The organism is Pedobacter nyackensis (assembly GCF_032678475.1).
GTDB classification, from domain to species: Bacteria; Bacteroidota; Bacteroidia; order Sphingobacteriales; family Sphingobacteriaceae; genus Pedobacter; species Pedobacter nyackensis_A.
In genome coordinates this window covers 24589-42271 of the sequence record NZ_JAVTSF010000010.1, presented here as the reverse complement: position 1 = coordinate 42271, position 17683 = coordinate 24589, and the positions used below count along the sequence as shown (strand labels likewise).

Annotated in this window: 11 protein-coding genes and 1 pseudogene; 9 read left to right on the top strand and 3 right to left on the bottom strand. The window is 39.3% G+C overall.

The genetic code is table 11. The features are described 5' to 3' along the window. Positions 1-30 precede the first annotated feature (30 nt). The 8 genes and pseudogenes from R2Q84_RS24015 (at position 31) to R2Q84_RS23980 (ending at position 11942) form a co-directional block, all read left to right on the top strand. Positions 31-2370, top strand: coding sequence for a glycoside hydrolase family 95 protein (locus R2Q84_RS24015; protein WP_316819149.1), 2340 nt, complete (start codon positions 31-33; stop codon positions 2368-2370). 87 nt (positions 2371-2457) lie between these two features. After that, positions 2458-4473: an alpha-galactosidase gene (locus R2Q84_RS24010; protein WP_316819148.1), complete on the top strand. Its 2016-nt coding sequence runs from the start codon at positions 2458-2460 to the stop codon at positions 4471-4473. Between the two features lie 28 nt (positions 4474-4501). Continuing rightward, positions 4502-6712, top strand: coding sequence for an alpha-galactosidase (locus tag R2Q84_RS24005; RefSeq protein WP_316819147.1), 2211 nt, complete (start codon positions 4502-4504; stop codon positions 6710-6712). A 13-nt stretch (positions 6713-6725) separates the two neighbouring features. Next, a pseudogene (locus R2Q84_RS24000) lies at positions 6726-7673 on the top strand (glycoside hydrolase family 27 protein); the annotation flags it as partial. After that, a complete protein-coding gene (locus R2Q84_RS23995) occupies positions 7665-7955 on the top strand; it encodes a hypothetical protein (protein WP_316819231.1) in 291 nt (96 codons plus the stop codon). The pseudogene R2Q84_RS24000 and the gene R2Q84_RS23995, both read left to right, overlap by 9 nt. 30 nt (positions 7956-7985) lie before the next feature. Further along, positions 7986-9035, top strand: coding sequence for a UDP-glucose--hexose-1-phosphate uridylyltransferase (locus R2Q84_RS23990; RefSeq protein WP_316819146.1), 1050 nt, complete (start codon positions 7986-7988; stop codon positions 9033-9035). A 1-nt stretch (position 9036) separates the two neighbouring features. Continuing rightward, positions 9037-10224, top strand: coding sequence for a galactokinase (locus R2Q84_RS23985; protein ID WP_316819145.1), 1188 nt, complete (start codon positions 9037-9039; stop codon positions 10222-10224). A 41-nt stretch (positions 10225-10265) separates the two neighbouring features. Beyond that, positions 10266-11942 (top strand): sodium/sugar symporter, encoded by a 1677-nt coding sequence (locus tag R2Q84_RS23980; RefSeq protein ID WP_316819144.1) that lies wholly within the window; start codon positions 10266-10268, stop codon positions 11940-11942. Positions 11943-12038: 96 nt separating this feature from the next. Here R2Q84_RS23980 and R2Q84_RS23975 read toward each other — a convergent pair whose 3' ends face one another. Next, positions 12039-13640 carry a solute:sodium symporter family transporter gene (locus tag R2Q84_RS23975; RefSeq protein ID WP_316819143.1) on the bottom strand — a complete coding sequence of 534 codons (1602 nt, stop codon included), beginning with the start codon at positions 13638-13640 and terminating at the stop codon, positions 12039-12041. Between the two features lie 206 nt (positions 13641-13846). Between R2Q84_RS23975 and R2Q84_RS23970 the strand changes: the two genes are divergently transcribed. Then, positions 13847-15226 (top strand): hypothetical protein, encoded by a 1380-nt coding sequence (locus R2Q84_RS23970; protein ID WP_316819142.1) that lies wholly within the window; start codon positions 13847-13849, stop codon positions 15224-15226. Between the two features lie 17 nt (positions 15227-15243). Here R2Q84_RS23970 and R2Q84_RS23965 read toward each other — a convergent pair whose 3' ends face one another. Together R2Q84_RS23965 and R2Q84_RS23960 are read right to left on the bottom strand one after the other, a co-directional pair. Beyond that, complete coding sequence (locus tag R2Q84_RS23965) at positions 15244-16014, bottom strand: SDR family oxidoreductase (protein ID WP_316819141.1); 771 nt, start codon at positions 16012-16014, stop codon at positions 15244-15246. A gap of 21 nt (positions 16015-16035) precedes the next feature. Then, on the bottom strand, positions 16036-17679 hold the full coding sequence (locus R2Q84_RS23960) for a sodium:solute symporter (protein ID WP_316819140.1): 1644 nt from the start codon (positions 17677-17679) through the stop codon (positions 16036-16038). Between the last annotated feature and the right edge of the window lie 4 nt (positions 17680-17683).

The window sequence follows — 17683 nt, the reverse complement described above, 5'->3', positions numbered from 1 at the left end:
AATTTTTTAATAATTAATCCATAAACAATAATGCCTATTAAACTTTTGAAAAATATTTTTACGTTGATTTTAATGTTTTGTGCGAACCAGATGTACGCACAACAGAAACTAAGATTATGGTATAATGAACCTGCAAAAATGTGGGAAGAAACGCTTCCGCTTGGGAATGGACGATTGGGAATGACCCCTGATGGAGGTGTATCAAAAGAAAAAATAGTGCTTAACGACATTACATTGTGGTCTGGCGGTCCTCAGGATGCCAATAACTATGATGCTTATAAAAGCTTACCTAAAATAAGACAACTTATTCTGGAAGGAAAAAATGATGAAGCTCAGGATCTGGTAAACAAAGATTTTGTTTGTAAAGGCCCAGGTTCAGGTGGTGCACAGTGGGGTAAATATCAAACCCTTGGGGCATTGGAACTGGAATTTAATTACAAAGGAATCAATTCTGGCCAACCTGAAGTAAAGCAATACCACCGGGAATTGTCGTTGGAACGAGCTATAGCCACTAGCAGCTTCAACGTAAATGGTGTAAACTATAAAAGGGAGTACTTTACCAGTTTTGACGATGATGTAAGCGTGATTCGTATCACTGCTGATCAACCTGGACAGCTTAATTGCAAGATCATGCTAAGCAGACCTGAAAAATTTGCTGTAAAAACTGAAGGCAATGAATTGCAGATGTCTGGACAGCTGGATAATGGGACTGACGGTCAAGGAATGCAATATTTGACCAGGGTTAATGCAAAACTAAAGGGCGGTACACTTAAGGCTGAGAACAATTCACTGGTGGTTAAAGATGCTACCGAGATTGTTATTTATATTGCTGCAGCAACAAATTTTAGAGATTTTCCTTTTATTGAAAAAACAAAACAGGTGCTTGCAGCAGCGGTTAAAAAGCCTTACGAATTGCAGAAAAGCAAGCATATCGCGAACTTTGGAAAACTATTTAAACGCGTTAGTATCGACATGGGGGAAGGTGCATCGGCAAAACTTCCTACCAATTTAAGGTTAGATGGGTTCTATAAAAATTTTGATAATGACCCTTCTCTAGCTCCACTATTTTTTCAGTTTGGCAGGTATTTAAGCATCAGCAGTACAAGGGTAGGATTGCTGCCACCAAACTTACAGGGATTATGGGCTAAAGAAATACATACGCCATGGAATGGTGATTATCACCTGGACGTAAATGTACAAATGAACCACTGGGCAGTTGAGGTAGCCAATCTTTCTGAACTGAATTTGCCTTTGTCGGAACTGGTAAGAGGCCTGGTTAAGCCAGGAGAAAGAACAGCAAAAGCGTATTATAATGCAGATGGTTGGATTGCGCATGTAATCACAAATGTATGGGGCTTTACAGAGCCTGGAGAAAGTGCCTCATGGGGTGCTTCGAACGCGGGATCCGGATGGTTATGCAACAATCTTTGGGAACATTTTGAGTTTAGTCAGGATTTAAAATACCTGAAAAGTATTTATCCTATACTAAAAGGATCAGCTGAATTTTACAAAAGTGCCCAGATTAAAGATCCAAAAACAGGTTGGTTGGTTACCTCACCTTCGGTATCTCCTGAAAATACGTTCTATCTGCCTAATGGGAAAACAGCAAGCATTTCTATGGGACCAACAATTGACAATCAAATTGTACGGGAGTTATTTGGAAATGTAATCAAGGCTTCAAAATTATTAAACATTGATGCTGAATTTAGTGCTGAGCTGCAAGAGAAATTAAAATCTGTACCACCTGTTGGCCAAATAAGTAAAGACGGTCGTATTCAGGAATGGTTGGAAGATTACAAAGAGACCGATCCTGAACATAGACATATCTCACATTTATATGGTCTGTATCCTGCATCGCAAATTACGCCATTTTCTACACCTGAACTGGCTGAAGCCGCAAAGAAAACACTAGAGGTTAGGGGAGATGACGGACCTAGCTGGACTATCGCTTATAAACTGTTATTCTGGGCAAGGTTGCAGGATGGAAACCGTGCTTTTAAATTGTTGAAAGAGATTTTAAAACCAACATTAAGAACAGATATCAATTATGGTGCTGGAGGAGGCGTATATCCCAACATGTTGTCTGCCGGTCCTCCATTTCAAATTGATGGTAATTTTGGTTCCACTGCTGGTATTGCAGAAATGCTTTTGCAAAGCCATGATGGTTTTATCGAGCTGTTGCCAGCAATACCTGATGCCTGGAAAAGCTATGGAAATATTAAGGGTTTTAAGGCAAGGGGTAATTTTACGGTAGACATGACCTGGAAGGATGGTAAAATTGTTAACTATCGTATCGCATCGCCAAAACCACAAAAAGTAAAAGTTAAAGTAAATGGCGAGTTAAAAGAAATCGTAGCTCAGCGTCTGTAGTCGGAGGGGGAACTCTAAAAGCACAACGCACGCAACAAATAACACACAACAGGTAACGCGCAACACACCACAAATGAAACAATAAAAATGACAAAAATTAAATTACTTTCTTGTTTGTTATTCCTGGTCTTTTTCCTGAACCACGCCAATGCCATTACTTTTAAATTTGGTAGGTCTGGGAAAATCATATACGACCTGAATTCCGGAACTTTTAATGCTTATTTAAACGCCGATGAGATCTTAAAAAACGGGTTCTCAAGTTTTAAAGAAAATAACGAGGCCTATAATTCGAAAGACTATGCACGAAGGAATTATTCCAGTGTTAAGATTTCAGATCAATTTGGAAAAGGTATAAAGCACATCATTGACCTTACCGGACCGGGTAAACCTGATATGAAGCAAATATTCTACACCTACGACCACCTCCCTTATTTTTTGGTTGAAATTGAGATTTCAGGGGTTAGTGTAAGTAGTAATGAAATGATTCCTGCTCAAGGCTTGCTTCCCGTTTTGAATGAAAACATGGAGATCAGAAGTGTATTTATCCCTTTCGATAACGACACCTTTATCAGTTACAACTCAAAGCTGTTGAAAAAAAGTGAGCAGCAGATCAGTGCAGAAGCAGGTGTGGTTTATGACAACAAATCGTTCAAAGGAATAATTTCGGGATCAATAAACCATAGGGTATGGAAAACAGGCGTTACATCAGGGATTGATACAGAGGGTAACACCACTATCGTTGTACAAGCTGGCTTTATTAACAAGGATATAACCAGAGATGGAATTCCTCATGGCGTCTTAAAAGGAAATATCGTAAAATCTCCGAAGATTTTTTACGGTCTGTTTGAGGATTGGAGAACCGGTATGGACCTTTATGCGAAGGCAAACAGAATTGCAGAACCACCAATTGTATTTAAATGGACGCAACCAACTCCTATTGGGTGGAATAGTTGGGGAGCTATGCAGGAGAAAATATCCTTCGATAAAATTGTTAAAGTCACCGATTTCTTTGCCGATAGTTTAAAAACTTTTAGAAATGAGGGGACGGTTTATATTGATTTGGATTCCTACTGGGACAATATGCTTAAAGGCGGATTGGAAGGAGATTATTCAAAGCTAAAGGAATTTGCCGATTATGTTAAAAAACGCGGTTTAAAGCCGGGAATTTACTGGGCACCATTTACTGATTGGGGTTTTAAAGCAGGTGGCGACAGGAGGGTGGAAGGTGGAAATTACAAGTACGCCGATTTGTGGACTAAAGTAGGAGCAGGTTACCATGATCTTGATGGGGCGAGGGCATTGGACCCAACACATCCGGGCACGCAACAAAGGATTGCATTAGTTATAGGAAAGATGAAGGAATGCGGATTTGAGATGATCAAAATTGATTTCCTCGGACATGCAGCGATAGAGTCAAACCAGTTTTATGATCCGAAAATCAGCACGGGAATGCAGGCTTATGAGTTGGGTATGACTTATTTGCTTAAACAGTTAGACGATAAAATGTTAGTGTATGCAGCTATATCTCCAACTATGGCTTCCGGTAGATACATTCACGTAAGAAGAATCGCCTGCGATGCCTTTAAATCTATAAATGATACAAAATACACATTAAATGGGTTGACTTACGGCTGGTGGCAAACCCATTTATATGATTATGTAGATGCAGACCACGTAGTGCTTGGAACGGAAAGTATGGGGGCCAACAAGGCACGGACACTGTCTGCAATTGTTACCGGAACTTTGATAGTTGGAGATGACTTTTCAACAACAGGACAATGGTCCGGTCGAGCAGCAGAGCTGTTTCAAAATCAGGCATTATTAGCCATAATTAAAGATGGAAAAGCCTTTACACCGGTTGAAGGGGATAAAGAAGCCTCAGAAATGTTTATCAAACAATCTGGCAAAACGCAGTACCTGGCTGTCTTTAATTATGGAAATCAGGAAAAAAAGTTTGTGGTCAAAGCTGCTGCCCTGGGATTAAAAACCTTTAAGGGATATCAGCTGGAAGACCTGTTTACCCATCAATCTAAGTCGGCCGGAGATGCAGCAGAAATTTTACTGCCACCTGGCGATGCCACATTAATAAAAATTACGAAGTAAATTATATAAGCCTATAAAATCATTTAGAATGTTTAAAGTACGATTGAATACTGCCCTTAATCCTTTTTGTTTATTACTTTTTTTCTCTGCGCTAAGTCCTTTTAGGTCGGAAGCACAGTCTGTTGTTATTCCAATAGAAACACAAAACAATGCACTGGTTTTTCAGGCAGATGCCAATAAGGACCTGTTGACGATTTATTTTGGTAAGAAATTAGCTAACAACAGCGAATATTTACACGTACCAGCGATATATAAGCAGACTTCGGATTATTCAGGTATACTTAATTCAGCCTATGCGCCATCTGGTTCCAAAAATTTGGCCGAACCTGCGATTACGGTGACCCATGCAGATGGTAACAACTCCCTGGATTTAAAATATGTAAGTCATGCTTTAAAGCAAATTGACAATAATGTCTCCCTGCTTAGTATTGTTTTAAAAGATCCTGTGTACGATTTCTCAGTAACACTTTTCTATAAAACCTATTTTAAAGAAGATGTGGTAGAACAATGGTCGTCAATTCAGCATCGCGAAAAAGGTAATGTTACGTTACACAAATATGCTTCGGCAAATCTTTATTTAAAAAGTTCAGGCTATTGGTTAAACCAATTTTATGGCGATTGGGCGAAAGAGATGCAACCTGAAGAATCTAAACTTACACGCGGTATTAAAACATTAGATAGTAAATTGGGTACGAGGGCTAATTTGTTCCAACCTCCGGTATTTATGGTATCTCTGGGTAAACCAGCAACAGAAGATGAAGGAACTGTTTTATTTGGTTCATTGGAATGGAGCGGGAACTTCCGTACCGATCTGGAAGTAGACTATCAAGAGAATTTAAGGATTGTTTCGGGTATCAACAACTATGCATCTACTTATACCTTAAAGTCAAATGAAACTTTTGTAACCCCGGTATTTTTGCATACATTATCTACAGATGGTAAAGGAGTAGCAAGCAGAAACTTGCAGCGTTGGGCCAGAAACTATAAATTATTAGATGGGAAAGGTCAGCGTTTAACATTATTAAACAACTGGGAAGCTACTTATTTTGATTTTAATGAAAGTAAGCTTGCAGGTCTTTTAAAAGACACCAAGAAACTGGGAGTAGATCTTTTCTTGTTAGATGATGGTTGGTTTGCCAACAAGTATCCACGTAATGGTGACGTTGCTGGATTGGGTGATTGGCAGGAAAATAAAGAGAAATTGCCTAATGGTATTTCTTCACTAGTTAAAGAAGCACAAAATAACCAGGTTAAATTTGGCATCTGGATAGAGCCTGAAATGGTTAACCCGAAAAGTGAATTGTACGAAAAACATCCTGATTGGGTAGTTAAGCAACCTAAAAGAGATGAGCACTATTTCAGAAATCAATTGGTGCTTGACCTTACCAATCCTAATGTCCAGGATTTTGTTTACAACGTAGTAGATGGGTTATTTACAAAGAATCCTGAGTTGGCCTATATCAAATGGGATTGTAATTCCATAATTTACAATGCGCATTCTGCTACCATTAAAAATCAAAATCATTTCTACATAGAATATGTAAAAGGCTTGTATAAAGTTTTGGAGCGAATCAGAGCAAAATACCCTACAGTACCAATGATGCTTTGTTCTGGTGGTGGTGGCAGGGTTGATTATGCCGCGCTACAGTATTTTACAGAGTTCTGGCCAAGTGATAACACAGATCCATTGGAACGTATCTTCATGCAGTGGGAGTATTCTTATTTTTATCCAGCTATAGCTACAGCAAACCACGTTACAGACTGGGGTAAACAACCAATAAAATTCCGTACAGATGTGGCTATGATGGGTAAATTGGGTTTTGATATTGTGGTTAGTCACCTCAATGCAAACGATCTAAAATATTGTCAGGATGCTATAAAGAACTATAATTCGCTTAAGGAAATCATTTGGCAAGGAAACCAGTACCGCCTGTCCAACCCAAAAGAATCAAACGTAGCTGCTATGCTTTATCTTGATGAAAATAAATCATCAGGTGTAATATTCAACTACCTTGTCAATTACAGGTATGGCGCAAATAGCAGCTTGCCTATTCGATTGAAAGGACTTGATCCGGCAAAAAAATATAAGATCAGGGAGATAAATCTTTACCCAGGTACAGAATCAAGTATTAAAGGAGAAACAACCTTTTCTGGCGATTTCTTAATGAAAATAGGGTTCAATCCTGATGTAAATTCATCAAGAACAAGTGTGATTTTGAAAATAGAGGCTTTAAACTAACCAAACTTCACAGATGAAAACAAGATTAGTTTATATTTTAATATTATGTTGTTTTTTAAACATTAAAACATATTCCCAGACAAAATCCAATGAAGGAGGGATTTTAGCACCAACGCCTCCAATGGGCTGGATGACCTGGAACTATTTCGCTGACAATATCAACGAGAAGGATATCATGGAAATGGCCGACGCTATGGTGAGTACGGGTATGCTAAGTGCAGGGTACAATTATGTTTTTATAGATGATGGATGGCAGGGAGGAAGAGACAATAGGAACAACATTATCGCTGATCCCAAAAAGTTTCCTTCAGGAATTAAAGCACTTGCAGACTATGTTCACAGTAAAGGGTTAAAATTGGGTATATATTCTGATGCGGCATTACTTACCTGTGCTGGATATACAGCCAGTCTGGGTTTTGAAGAACAGGATGCAAAAGCATTTGCTTCATGGGGTATAGATTACCTGAAATATGATTATTGTGGTGCTCCTGATGATGTAGAAATCGCTAAACAGAGGTATAAAACCATGGCTGATGCATTAAGAAAGAGTGGTAGAGATATCGCTTTCGGGATATGCGAATGGGGAGGACGTAAACCATGGTTGTGGGCAGCTGATGCCGGAGGACAATTGTGGCGAACCACTAATGACGTAAGAGATAAATAGAAAAGAAGAAGTGCTGAAGAAGGTGGAGAAGGAATATTAGATATCATGGACATCAATGCAACACTTGATAAATATGCAGGCCCAGGACATTGGAATGATATGGATATGCTTGTGGTTGGTTTAAAAGGAAAAAAAGGTCCTTCAGGCGATCTAGGTGGAACTGGATGTACCAATACCGAATACCAGAGCCAGATGAGTTTGTGGAGCATTATGGCTTCGCCATTAGCCGCTACCAATGATTTAAGAACTATGGATGCCGAAACTAAACGTATTTTATTAAACAAAGAGGTGATCGCTATTAATCAGGACCGATTGGGTAAACAAGCCGAACGAAAAGTTAATAATGAGAACTGGACGGTATTGCTGAAGCCACTTGAAAATGGCGATTATGCCCTGGCTATATTGAATCGGACTGAAACCAGTCAGGATATTGCTTATGATTTTGCTGGTTTTGGATTGACCGGGAATTATCAGATTAAAGACTTATGGGAGCACAAGGTTGTCGGAAAAGGTAAAAAATGGAAAGGTACCGTGAATGCTCATGAAACCAAACTATTCCGCTTAAGTAAGATCAAATAATTTTATGCACGATTTTTTTATTCATTTTTAATGGACCAATTATTTAATCTTGATGCAAATCCGCATACGCGGCTGAATATTCTCACCGGGGAGAAAGTTCTCGTTTCTCCTCATCGTACCAAAAGACCCTGGCAGGGTAAAATAGAAGATGTAAGTCCGGATAACCGCCCCAAATATGATCCCAAATGTTATTTATGCCCGGGGAATGTTCGGGCAGATGGCGCGGTAAACCCTGAGTATACAGATTGTTTCGTTTTTCAGAATGATTTTGCTGCCTTACTGGAAGATACGCCTTTGGAAAATCTCAATGAAGATGGACTTTTGGTTGCAAATAGCGAGCGGGGGCTTTGTAAAGTTGTTAGTTTTAGCCCTAAGCATCAACTTACACTACCAGAATTAGAAAATGATGAGATTGTATCGATCATAAAAATATGGCAAAAGGAATTTAAAGAACTTGGGCAATACGATTGGATCGAGTATATTCAGATCTTTGAAAATAAAGGCGAGATTATGGGATGTAGTAATCCGCATCCACATGGACAAATTTGGGCACAAAGTAGTATTCCGGAAGAAATTTTAAAGGAAACGAAACGTCAGAAAAGCTATTATGCCGTTCATCGTAAAAGCCTGCTTTCAGCTTATCTGGAAATAGAACAAAAGAAGCAGGAAAGAATCTTATTTGAAAATGATTATTTCGTTGTTCTCGTGCCTTTTTGGGCTGTATGGCCTTATGAAACGATGATTATCAGTAAACGTCACGTAACAGGAATTGATTTGTTTACAGCGTCTGAAATTACTGCACTTGCCGATGCCTTGAAACAACTGACAATAAAGTATGATAATCTCTTTGAGACTTCATTTCCATACTCAGCCGGAATGCATCAGGCGCCAGTTAATGATTTAGACTATCCAGAATGGCATTGGCATATGCACTTTTATCCACCATTGTTACGTTCAGCAACGGTAAAAAAGTTTATGGTTGGTTATGAAATGCTGGCAAACCCACAACGCGATATTACTCCTGAATTTGCTGCCGCACGTTTAAGGGATTTACCAGAGATACATTATAAAAAAAGATAGAATGAAACTATCAGAAATTGCTATGTCAACAGCCAAAGTGGATGTTGACCGTTTAAAATCCATTTTTAAAAGCAGATATGGTACAGTGCCGTTAGTTGTTAAATCACCCGGTAGAATCAATGTCATAGGAGAACATACAGATTATAATGGAGGTTTTGTGATGCCTGCCGCAATAGATAAGGCCGTTTATGTTGCAGTATCAAAAAGAGAAGACAACGAAATTCATCTCTACGCAGAAGATTTTAAACAAAGTCACGAGGCTTCTTTAGCGGAATTAAATATTTCTGAAAAAGGCTGGCCAAACTATATCCTGGGTGTTGTAGATCAAATCATCAAAAGAAATAAAGCTATAGGTGGATTTAACCTATATATTGATGGTGACGTTCCTCCTGGAGCGGGACTTTCCTCATCTGCAGCAGTGGAATGCGCTACGGCATTTGCACTTGATCAGGTTTTTAATCTGGGATTTCCAAAGATGGAATTAACCGATATCGCGCAAAAGGCAGAACACGTATTTGCAGGTGTGAGTTGTGGGATTATGGATCAGTTTGCTTCTGTTTTTGGAAAGAAAGATCACGCAATAATGCTGGATTGCAGGTCTATGGAATATGAATACGTTCCGCTTAATCTGTCTGGTTATCAGTTTCTATTACTCAATACGAAGGTGAAACACTCACTCGCAGATAGTGCATACAACGATAGGAGAGCGCAATGTGAACAAGCGGTCGCCTGGATTAAAGAAGCACATCCTGAGGTTAGTACATTACGTGATGTGGATATGGAAATGCTGGAAATATATGTAAAGCATAGAGATGTAGATGTATATGAGAAATGCAGCTATGTAGTCAAAGAGAATGTAAGGTTAATTCAAGCTGCCGGATATTTAAAGGATGGAAATCTGAAGGCTTTAGGCAAGCTCATGTTTGACACTCATGATGGATTAAGTAAAAGCTACGAGGTTAGCTGTGATGAATTAGATTATTTAGTGGATGCCGTACGCGCAGAAAAATCCGTTTTGGGAGCAAGAATGATGGGCGGTGGCTTCGGTGGCTGCACACTTAATATTGTTGAAACAGAGCATATTTCTGAACTGGTAAAGAAACTAAGTGAGGATTACGACCAAAAGTTCGGACTTAAACTGGAGGCCTATTTAGTAGAAACTGCAGCAGGTACTGGAATAGTACTTTAGCTTTAAATAGAAAAGAATAACAACCTTAAACAAAACCAATAATGAACAATAACGTGCTGGGTACGAGCGATTATATCGTATTTTTTATATATTTTCTTATCGTAGCCTCCTACGGACTATACATCTATTATAAGAAAAAGTCCGTATCAACGGGATCAAAAGATTACTTTCTTGCTGAGGGATCTTTAACCTGGTGGGCAATTGGAGCATCATTGATTGCTTCAAACATTTCTGCAGAACAATTTATAGGCATGAGCGGTTCCGGTTTTAAAATGGGACTGGCTATAGCTACCTACGAATGGATGGCAGCTGCGACATTAATAGTCGTAGCCATATTTTTTATACCCGTGTATCTTAAAAATAAGATATCTACAATGCCTCAGTTCTTAAGTCAGCGGTACAATGGTACAGTGGCTATGATTATGGCTGTATTCTGGTTGTTGTTATATGTGGTGGTCAACTTAACTTCAATTCTTTATTTAGGAGCTTTAGCTGTAAGTAGCATTTCAGGATTTAGTTTAGAGTTGTGTATGTATGTCATTGCTGCTTTTGCCATTATTATTACGCTTGGTGGAATGAAAGTTATCGGCTACACCGACGTTGTACAGGTGTTTTTCCTTATTCTTGGTGGACTGGCAACAACCTATTTAGCGCTAAACCTTGTCTCAGATCATTATGGTACCAAGGGTATTGTTGAAGGATACAGTTTGATGACCTCAAAGGCATCCGAGCATTTTCATATGATTCTAAAACCGGATAATGAGAATTACATTGACCTGCCCGGTCTGAGCGTGCTCATAGGAGGGATGTGGATTGTAAATTTAAACTATTGGGGTTGCAATCAGTATATTACACAAAGGGCACTTGGTGCCGATTTGAATACCGCGCGTGCGGGAATCTTATTTGCTGCCTTTTTAAAATTGCTGATGCCTATTATCGTAGTTCTACCTGGAATTGCGGCCTATGTTTTATTTAAGGACGGTGCATTTCAGTCTGAAATGATCCAGAACGGATCGGTAAACCCCGATCGTGCTTATCCGGTATTGTTGAATCTCTTACCCGCGGGCTTAAAAGGTTTGTCATTTGCAGCACTTACGGCAGCTGTAGTAGCATCTCTGGCAGGTAAGGCCAATAGTATTGCAACAATTTTTACTTTAGACATTTATAATAAAGTACTTAAACCCGATGCGTCAGAGAAAAATCTGGTTTTAACGGGTAAAATTGCTATTGTTACAGCAATGATCTTAGGTGTATTGATCGCACCATATCTGGGAATCGATAAAAAAGGAGGTTTTCAATATATTCAGGAATATACTGGTTTTGTTTCTCCCGGTATTTTTGCCATGTTTATACTAGGGTTTTTCTGGAAGAAGACCACTTCTAATGCTGCGCTTTTTGCAACTATCGGTGGTTTTTGCTTATCATTATTTTTAAAATTTCTTCCGAACTGGACTGATCTTTCCTGGTTATCTGGATGGGGCTTTTCGGTTAAAAATGTTGAAGGAATTTATGAAATTCCGTTTATCGATAGAATGGGCTTTGTATTCTTATTCTGTGTTATAGGTATGTATATAATTAGTCTGTCGCAGAAAAAAGAAGATGCAGAAAATAAAGGGCTGGAGATTGATATCAAGATGTTTAAGACTACAACTGGCTTTGCAGTTGGTGCACTGTTGATTTTAGGTCTGCTTGTAGCGCTTTATGGCGTTTATTGGTAGTCGTAATACGCTAAGTAAACTTCATTGTTAACAGAAAACAGGCTGTAGCATAGGAATAGTTAATCCTATGCTACAGCCTGTTTTCTGCATTTATTACTATGCAGATGCTAGATACAAAGGAGAGAACAGCAGGAACAATAAGATCATAATGATCAACAGGAGACCATTTGCCCAGTGGCGATTTTTCCATGGTTTTAGATCAACAACTGATTTATTCTGTGCGACATACGGCTTCTCCATTGGATATAATTTTCCAATGATTAACATAATGGCTGAAGTGACTACAAAAAGTATAGCCAATACGTGTAGGAAATGGATGCCCGTGTCAAAAACCATCTGTGTAAGTATATATCCGATCAAACAAAATGAGATGCCTATTTTCGCTGCAATTGGCGGGACTCTTTTTGTTACAAATCCGATAAACATGATGGTAAATATAGGGATACTAAATGCAGCATTTATCTTTTGCAAAAAGGTGTAAAAGCTATCATTCGAAAACATGAACAGAGGTGCAATAAACATCGCCAGCAAAGAGGCAAACATTTCAAAGCGCTTGGAGCTTCTGAGTAAATTCTTTTCAGTAACCTGGATACCTTTTTTTTCTTTAAAAGGCTTGTAGATATTTAAAGTAAACAATGTGCTCGCACTGTTGAGTCCGGGCGAGAACGATGTGATTGCTGCGCCGAAAATAACGGCGGCAATAAAGCCGCTTAGCACCGGAGGAGATACATCGCTTACTACTCTCGAAAATACTTCGGTCGTATTTTCCATATTGCTGTACATATGAACGCCAATAATTCCCGGTAAGATAAAAAGTAAGGGGCCAAGTAGTTTTCCTGCACAAGCAAGGGCAATTCCCTTCTGACTGGTTTCAAGGTTGGATGACGCAAGGGCTTGCTGTACGATAACCTGTTCTGTACCCCAATAAAAAAGGTTCATTAAAATCATACCCGTAAAAATGGTAGAAAATGGAACTTCATCACTGGCAGTTCCTATAGAATTGAAATGTTCCGTTTTCGTAGAGAGTATAGTATGTATTCCATTTTGAAAGTCGCCACCACCAATGTGTCTTAAGCCGAAATAGGCAAGCAGCAACGCACCAGTAAACATGCAGATTCCTAAGGCGAGATCGGAAACTACAATAGCTTTTAGTCCGCCCAGAATGGAGTACAAACTACCAACCAGACCAATACACCAAACCAGGATCCAGATACTGCCTCCATAGCTGATATGCCAGATGTCTGAAAAATGAAACAGACCGTTTAATGCAATTGCCCCACTGTATAATACAATTGGTAAAAGATTAACCATGTAGCTGATTAGGAAAACAAAAGATACCAGTTTTTTTGTTTGTGGATCGTACCTGCTTTCCAGAAAATCTGGTGTGGTAGACATGGCTCCCTTCAAATAAATAGGGATTATAAATTCGGATACAAGTAGCATGGCGAATACCGAACTTACGCCCCAGGCCATTACCGTCATGTTGTTGAGGTATACCGATTCGCTGTTACCAACAAATTCTGCCGCACTGATATTTGTGAAAAATAGGGCACTGCCAACTGCTGTGAAACTTAAATTACGGTTGGCCAGAAAGAGCCCTGCGGATGTTGTTATTTTATGCCTTCTGGTTTTAAGCCAGGAAATTAAAGCAACCAGAAGGGTTACAGCTATAAAGGTGATAAAGGCGGTGAGGTTCATTTGGTTTCGAAATTATAGAAAAAATGTGTTTGTAAAACAATAATAATTGCAATTACGGGAAAACTTCTTTTATATTTACCTATAGATAGTACAGAATAGTATAGATCAGTGTATTAGTCTGTTTATTTCTAACCAAAAAACAAATATGAACGTAGAATTTACTAATCAAAAGTAGATAATTCTAATCTGCTAATTTTTTAACACACATGAAAAAAATCCTTTTTTTATACTTCTTTCTTTGCCTTTGGTTTGGCACATATGCCCAGGGTGATGGAGTAACTTTTAAATCAAGCGATGCCGCGTTGCAGACGGCATTTAGTCGGGCCAAAGAAATGGCTTTAAGGTATAAAGGTAAACCCGGTGATTCTGTTGGGCCCTGGTATGAATCTGCACTGCCCCCAAGAATGGCATTTTGTATGCGCGACGTGTCTCATCAGAGTATCGGGGGCGAGATTCTGGGCTTACATCAAGAGAATAAAAATATGTTCAGGCTTTTTGCGAAAAACATATCTGAATCTAAAGATTGGTGCTCTTTCTGGGAGATCAACCATTTTGGGCAGCCAGCGATCGAAGATTATCGTAATGATAAGGAATTCTGGTACAACCTAAATGCTAATTTTGATATTCTTGAATCGAGCTGGAAACTTTATTTATGGACGGGTGACGAGGAATATATTAAAGGTGCAGATTTTGAGAATTTCCATGAAAAAACTGTAACTGATTATATTGATCGTTGGGTTTTACATGTAGATTCTTTGTTGAAAAGACCAAATCATCCAAATGCACCGGTACCGTTTAACGATGAGGATTCATTTCACAGATGTCGTGGTTTACCGTCTTATTGTGAAGGGGTGCCAAACATGAAAATGGGGGTAGACTTAGTCGGAGCAATTTACAGAGGAATGATGTCGTATTCTTCAATATTAGATGTCAAGGGAAAGCGAGCCGAAGCTGATAAATTCAGAGCAAAAGCCGCTGCCTACCAAAATAGTTTAGATGAAGTATGGTGGAATGAGCATGCTTCGCGTTACAATACTTACTATTCAAAAGATCATAAGTTCGGAATGGACGAAGGTGCTACTTTCTTGCTTTGGTTTGATGCCTTAAAAGACGGAGAACGCAAAGAAAAAACCATCCAACACTTACTATCAAGAGATTGGAATATAGAGAACTTATCTTATTTTCCTTTAATCATGTACCAAAATGGACAGCCAGAAAAAGCATATAATTATATGTTGCATTTAACTGATCCATCAACGCACAGGAGAGAATATCCTGAAGTTTCTTACGGGGTGATTAAAGGTTTCACTGAAGGATTAATGGGGGTAGAACCTGATGCTAGAGTTGATCAGGTCAGCACATTAAACCGTGGAAAACTTGCAACTACTTCAGAAATTATAGATTTACCTATATTGAAGACAACAATTAACATTAAACATGAAGGAAACAAAGCTACAACTGTAAGCAACACCGGAAAAAAGAAAATCCGATGGTTGCCTAAGTTTTTAGATGATAACGGAAAAACTGTTACTAAGAAAGCTGTTTGGGTAAAACCAGGAAGCTCAAAAACAATAAACAGGAAGTAATTCCCCTGATGCCTGTGTTACGGATTTCTTCTGTAGCCAAGTTCGGCTCCGCCTGAAACAGCTAATGTTGTTCCGGTAATGAACCTGGCCTTATCAGAAAGAAGAAAAACACAGGCATCTGCAATTACATCACCTTCAGGACAATCACCTAGTGGATGGATATCATCCAGATAGTTTATTATAGATGCAGAATTTGGTTGTTCTTGACTCCATTTGCGCAGCATAGGCGTCCATACCCCGGCAGGCATTACCGCATTAACCCTTATTTTGTCAACAGCATAATCAAGTGCCATTGATTTGGTTAGTGCATTCATTCCACCTTTGGTTGCTGAATAGGCTGCATGGTTTTCCTGTCCGATGTCGCCAACCAAACTGCTGGTATTTAAAATGCAGCCTTTTGTTTTTCTAAGCGCATTTATACCGAAACGAGTGGTCAATAAAACACTTTTTAAATTTACGTTTATCAATTGATCCCATTCATCATCACTGGTTTCATCTAAGGGTTTTGACGGTGAAGCAATCCCAGCGTTGTTATGTATCGCATCTATCCTTCCATATTTTGTTATAGTTTGCTGAATAGCTGCTTCCACGTCATTGGCTTTCGATACGTCGCATGCGATTCCTAAATGTCTGTCACCTAAAATTTCCAGAGCTTCATTGATTGGGCTTGTCGCCAGGGCCGCTATAACAACAATCGCCCCTTCCTGTGCATATGCCTTGGCACATTCAAGGCCAATCCCTGCTGATCCTCCGGTAAGAAAAATCACTTTGTCTGTTAATAACTGCATATAAATTATTGCGTGTTAATTTTATCTAAATACGTAGTATAATATCGCTGTCACAGTTAGTAATAAGGCCGATAGAAATTTATAATTTCCTATGCCACTCCATCCTTTGCCTTGTAGCGGTTCCAAAGGGGATTTCCAATACAATGTTGCACTTTCTGCAGTATGCTGCACTGGATACAGGTATGAGAAAAATACCTGAATAGCCACGCAAGCACAAAACAGGTAAAAGGCCATCATCATAAATGGAATATGTCCAATAACTGATTCGGGATACAATTTGTTTATTGCAAATACAACGACGCCTAGTGCTGAACCAATCCACAACGTTAGCTTTGCTGATGGTGCTGAGGCTTTCTTCCAGAATACACCTAGTAAAAACACACAGGTAATAGGAGGGGCAATATGTGCAATGATATCGTTGATCCCACTAAAGATACTTTCATATCTGTTCAGTAGGGGCAATAAGGCAAGCGAAAAGACAAGTGCAATGCCCGCTGATATTTTTCCTACGTTTATCAATTGTTTGTCGGAAGCTGTTGGACGGAACCGTTGATACATATCATAACTTACCATCGTAGAGATCGAGTTTAATGCACCCGAAACCTGGCTCATTAAGCCTGATAACAATGCAGCGACAAGTACACCTACCAAACCAGAAGGTAACAACTGTGTAATCATGAGGGTATAAATACCTTTGGAATTTACGTTCCCTTTATCATCCAGGCCAAGGCTACTGATATCCAGATGTCCTGTTTTTGATAGGGTATAGGCAAATAACCCAGGTAAAACGAAAATAAATACGGGTAATATTTTTATGAATCCGCAAAACAAAGGGCCTACCCGTGCATGATTCTCGTCTTTAGCCCCCAGAACCCGTTGTACAATGGTTTGGTCAGCACACCAGTACCATATACCTAATATTGGGTATCCCAGGAGTATGCTATACCAGGGCATTCCACTACTGTCGCCATGGGGACGTAACATAGACAACTTGTCCATTTCACCATTATCTTTAAGTACTGCGGTCATAGATTCCCAACCACCCATTTTATCGAAAGCTGCATAGCTGATGATAAAAGCTCCGGCAAGTAACACAACGGTTTGTATAGATTCGGTTACTACTACTGCTTTTAAGCCACCAATAATGGTGTAAATGGCTGTAATAACGCAGATAACGATTACGCTTACGTACATGTTTAGGCCAAATAGGGTTTTGAGTACAATCCCGCCTGCAAGCATAGAGAATGCAATATGGATAATAATAGCCGAGACAACAGAAATTACAGCCAACCAATCGCGACTGGATTTATCGTACCGTTTTTCCAGAAAATCAGGTAAAGTTGCTACACCTGATTTGATGTAGAAAGGAACAAAAAACAAGGCCAGTAAAATGAGTGTTATGGCAGCCATCCATTCGAAGTTTCCATTCAGCAAACCGCTGTCGAAACCGCTTTGAGCCAGACTTACCAAATGTACAGTCGAAATATTGGTGGCAAAAAGTGCCAGGCCTATGGCTGGCCATTTAAGGGTTTTTCCGGCTAAAAAGTATTCACCGGCAGCGTTAGCTTTAGTTTTTTGGCGATGTCGGATTCCTACCCAAAGGCCTATAGCCAGAATGCCGAGAATGTATAGGATACTAATGCTTAAATCAATGGAATTTAACATTTTT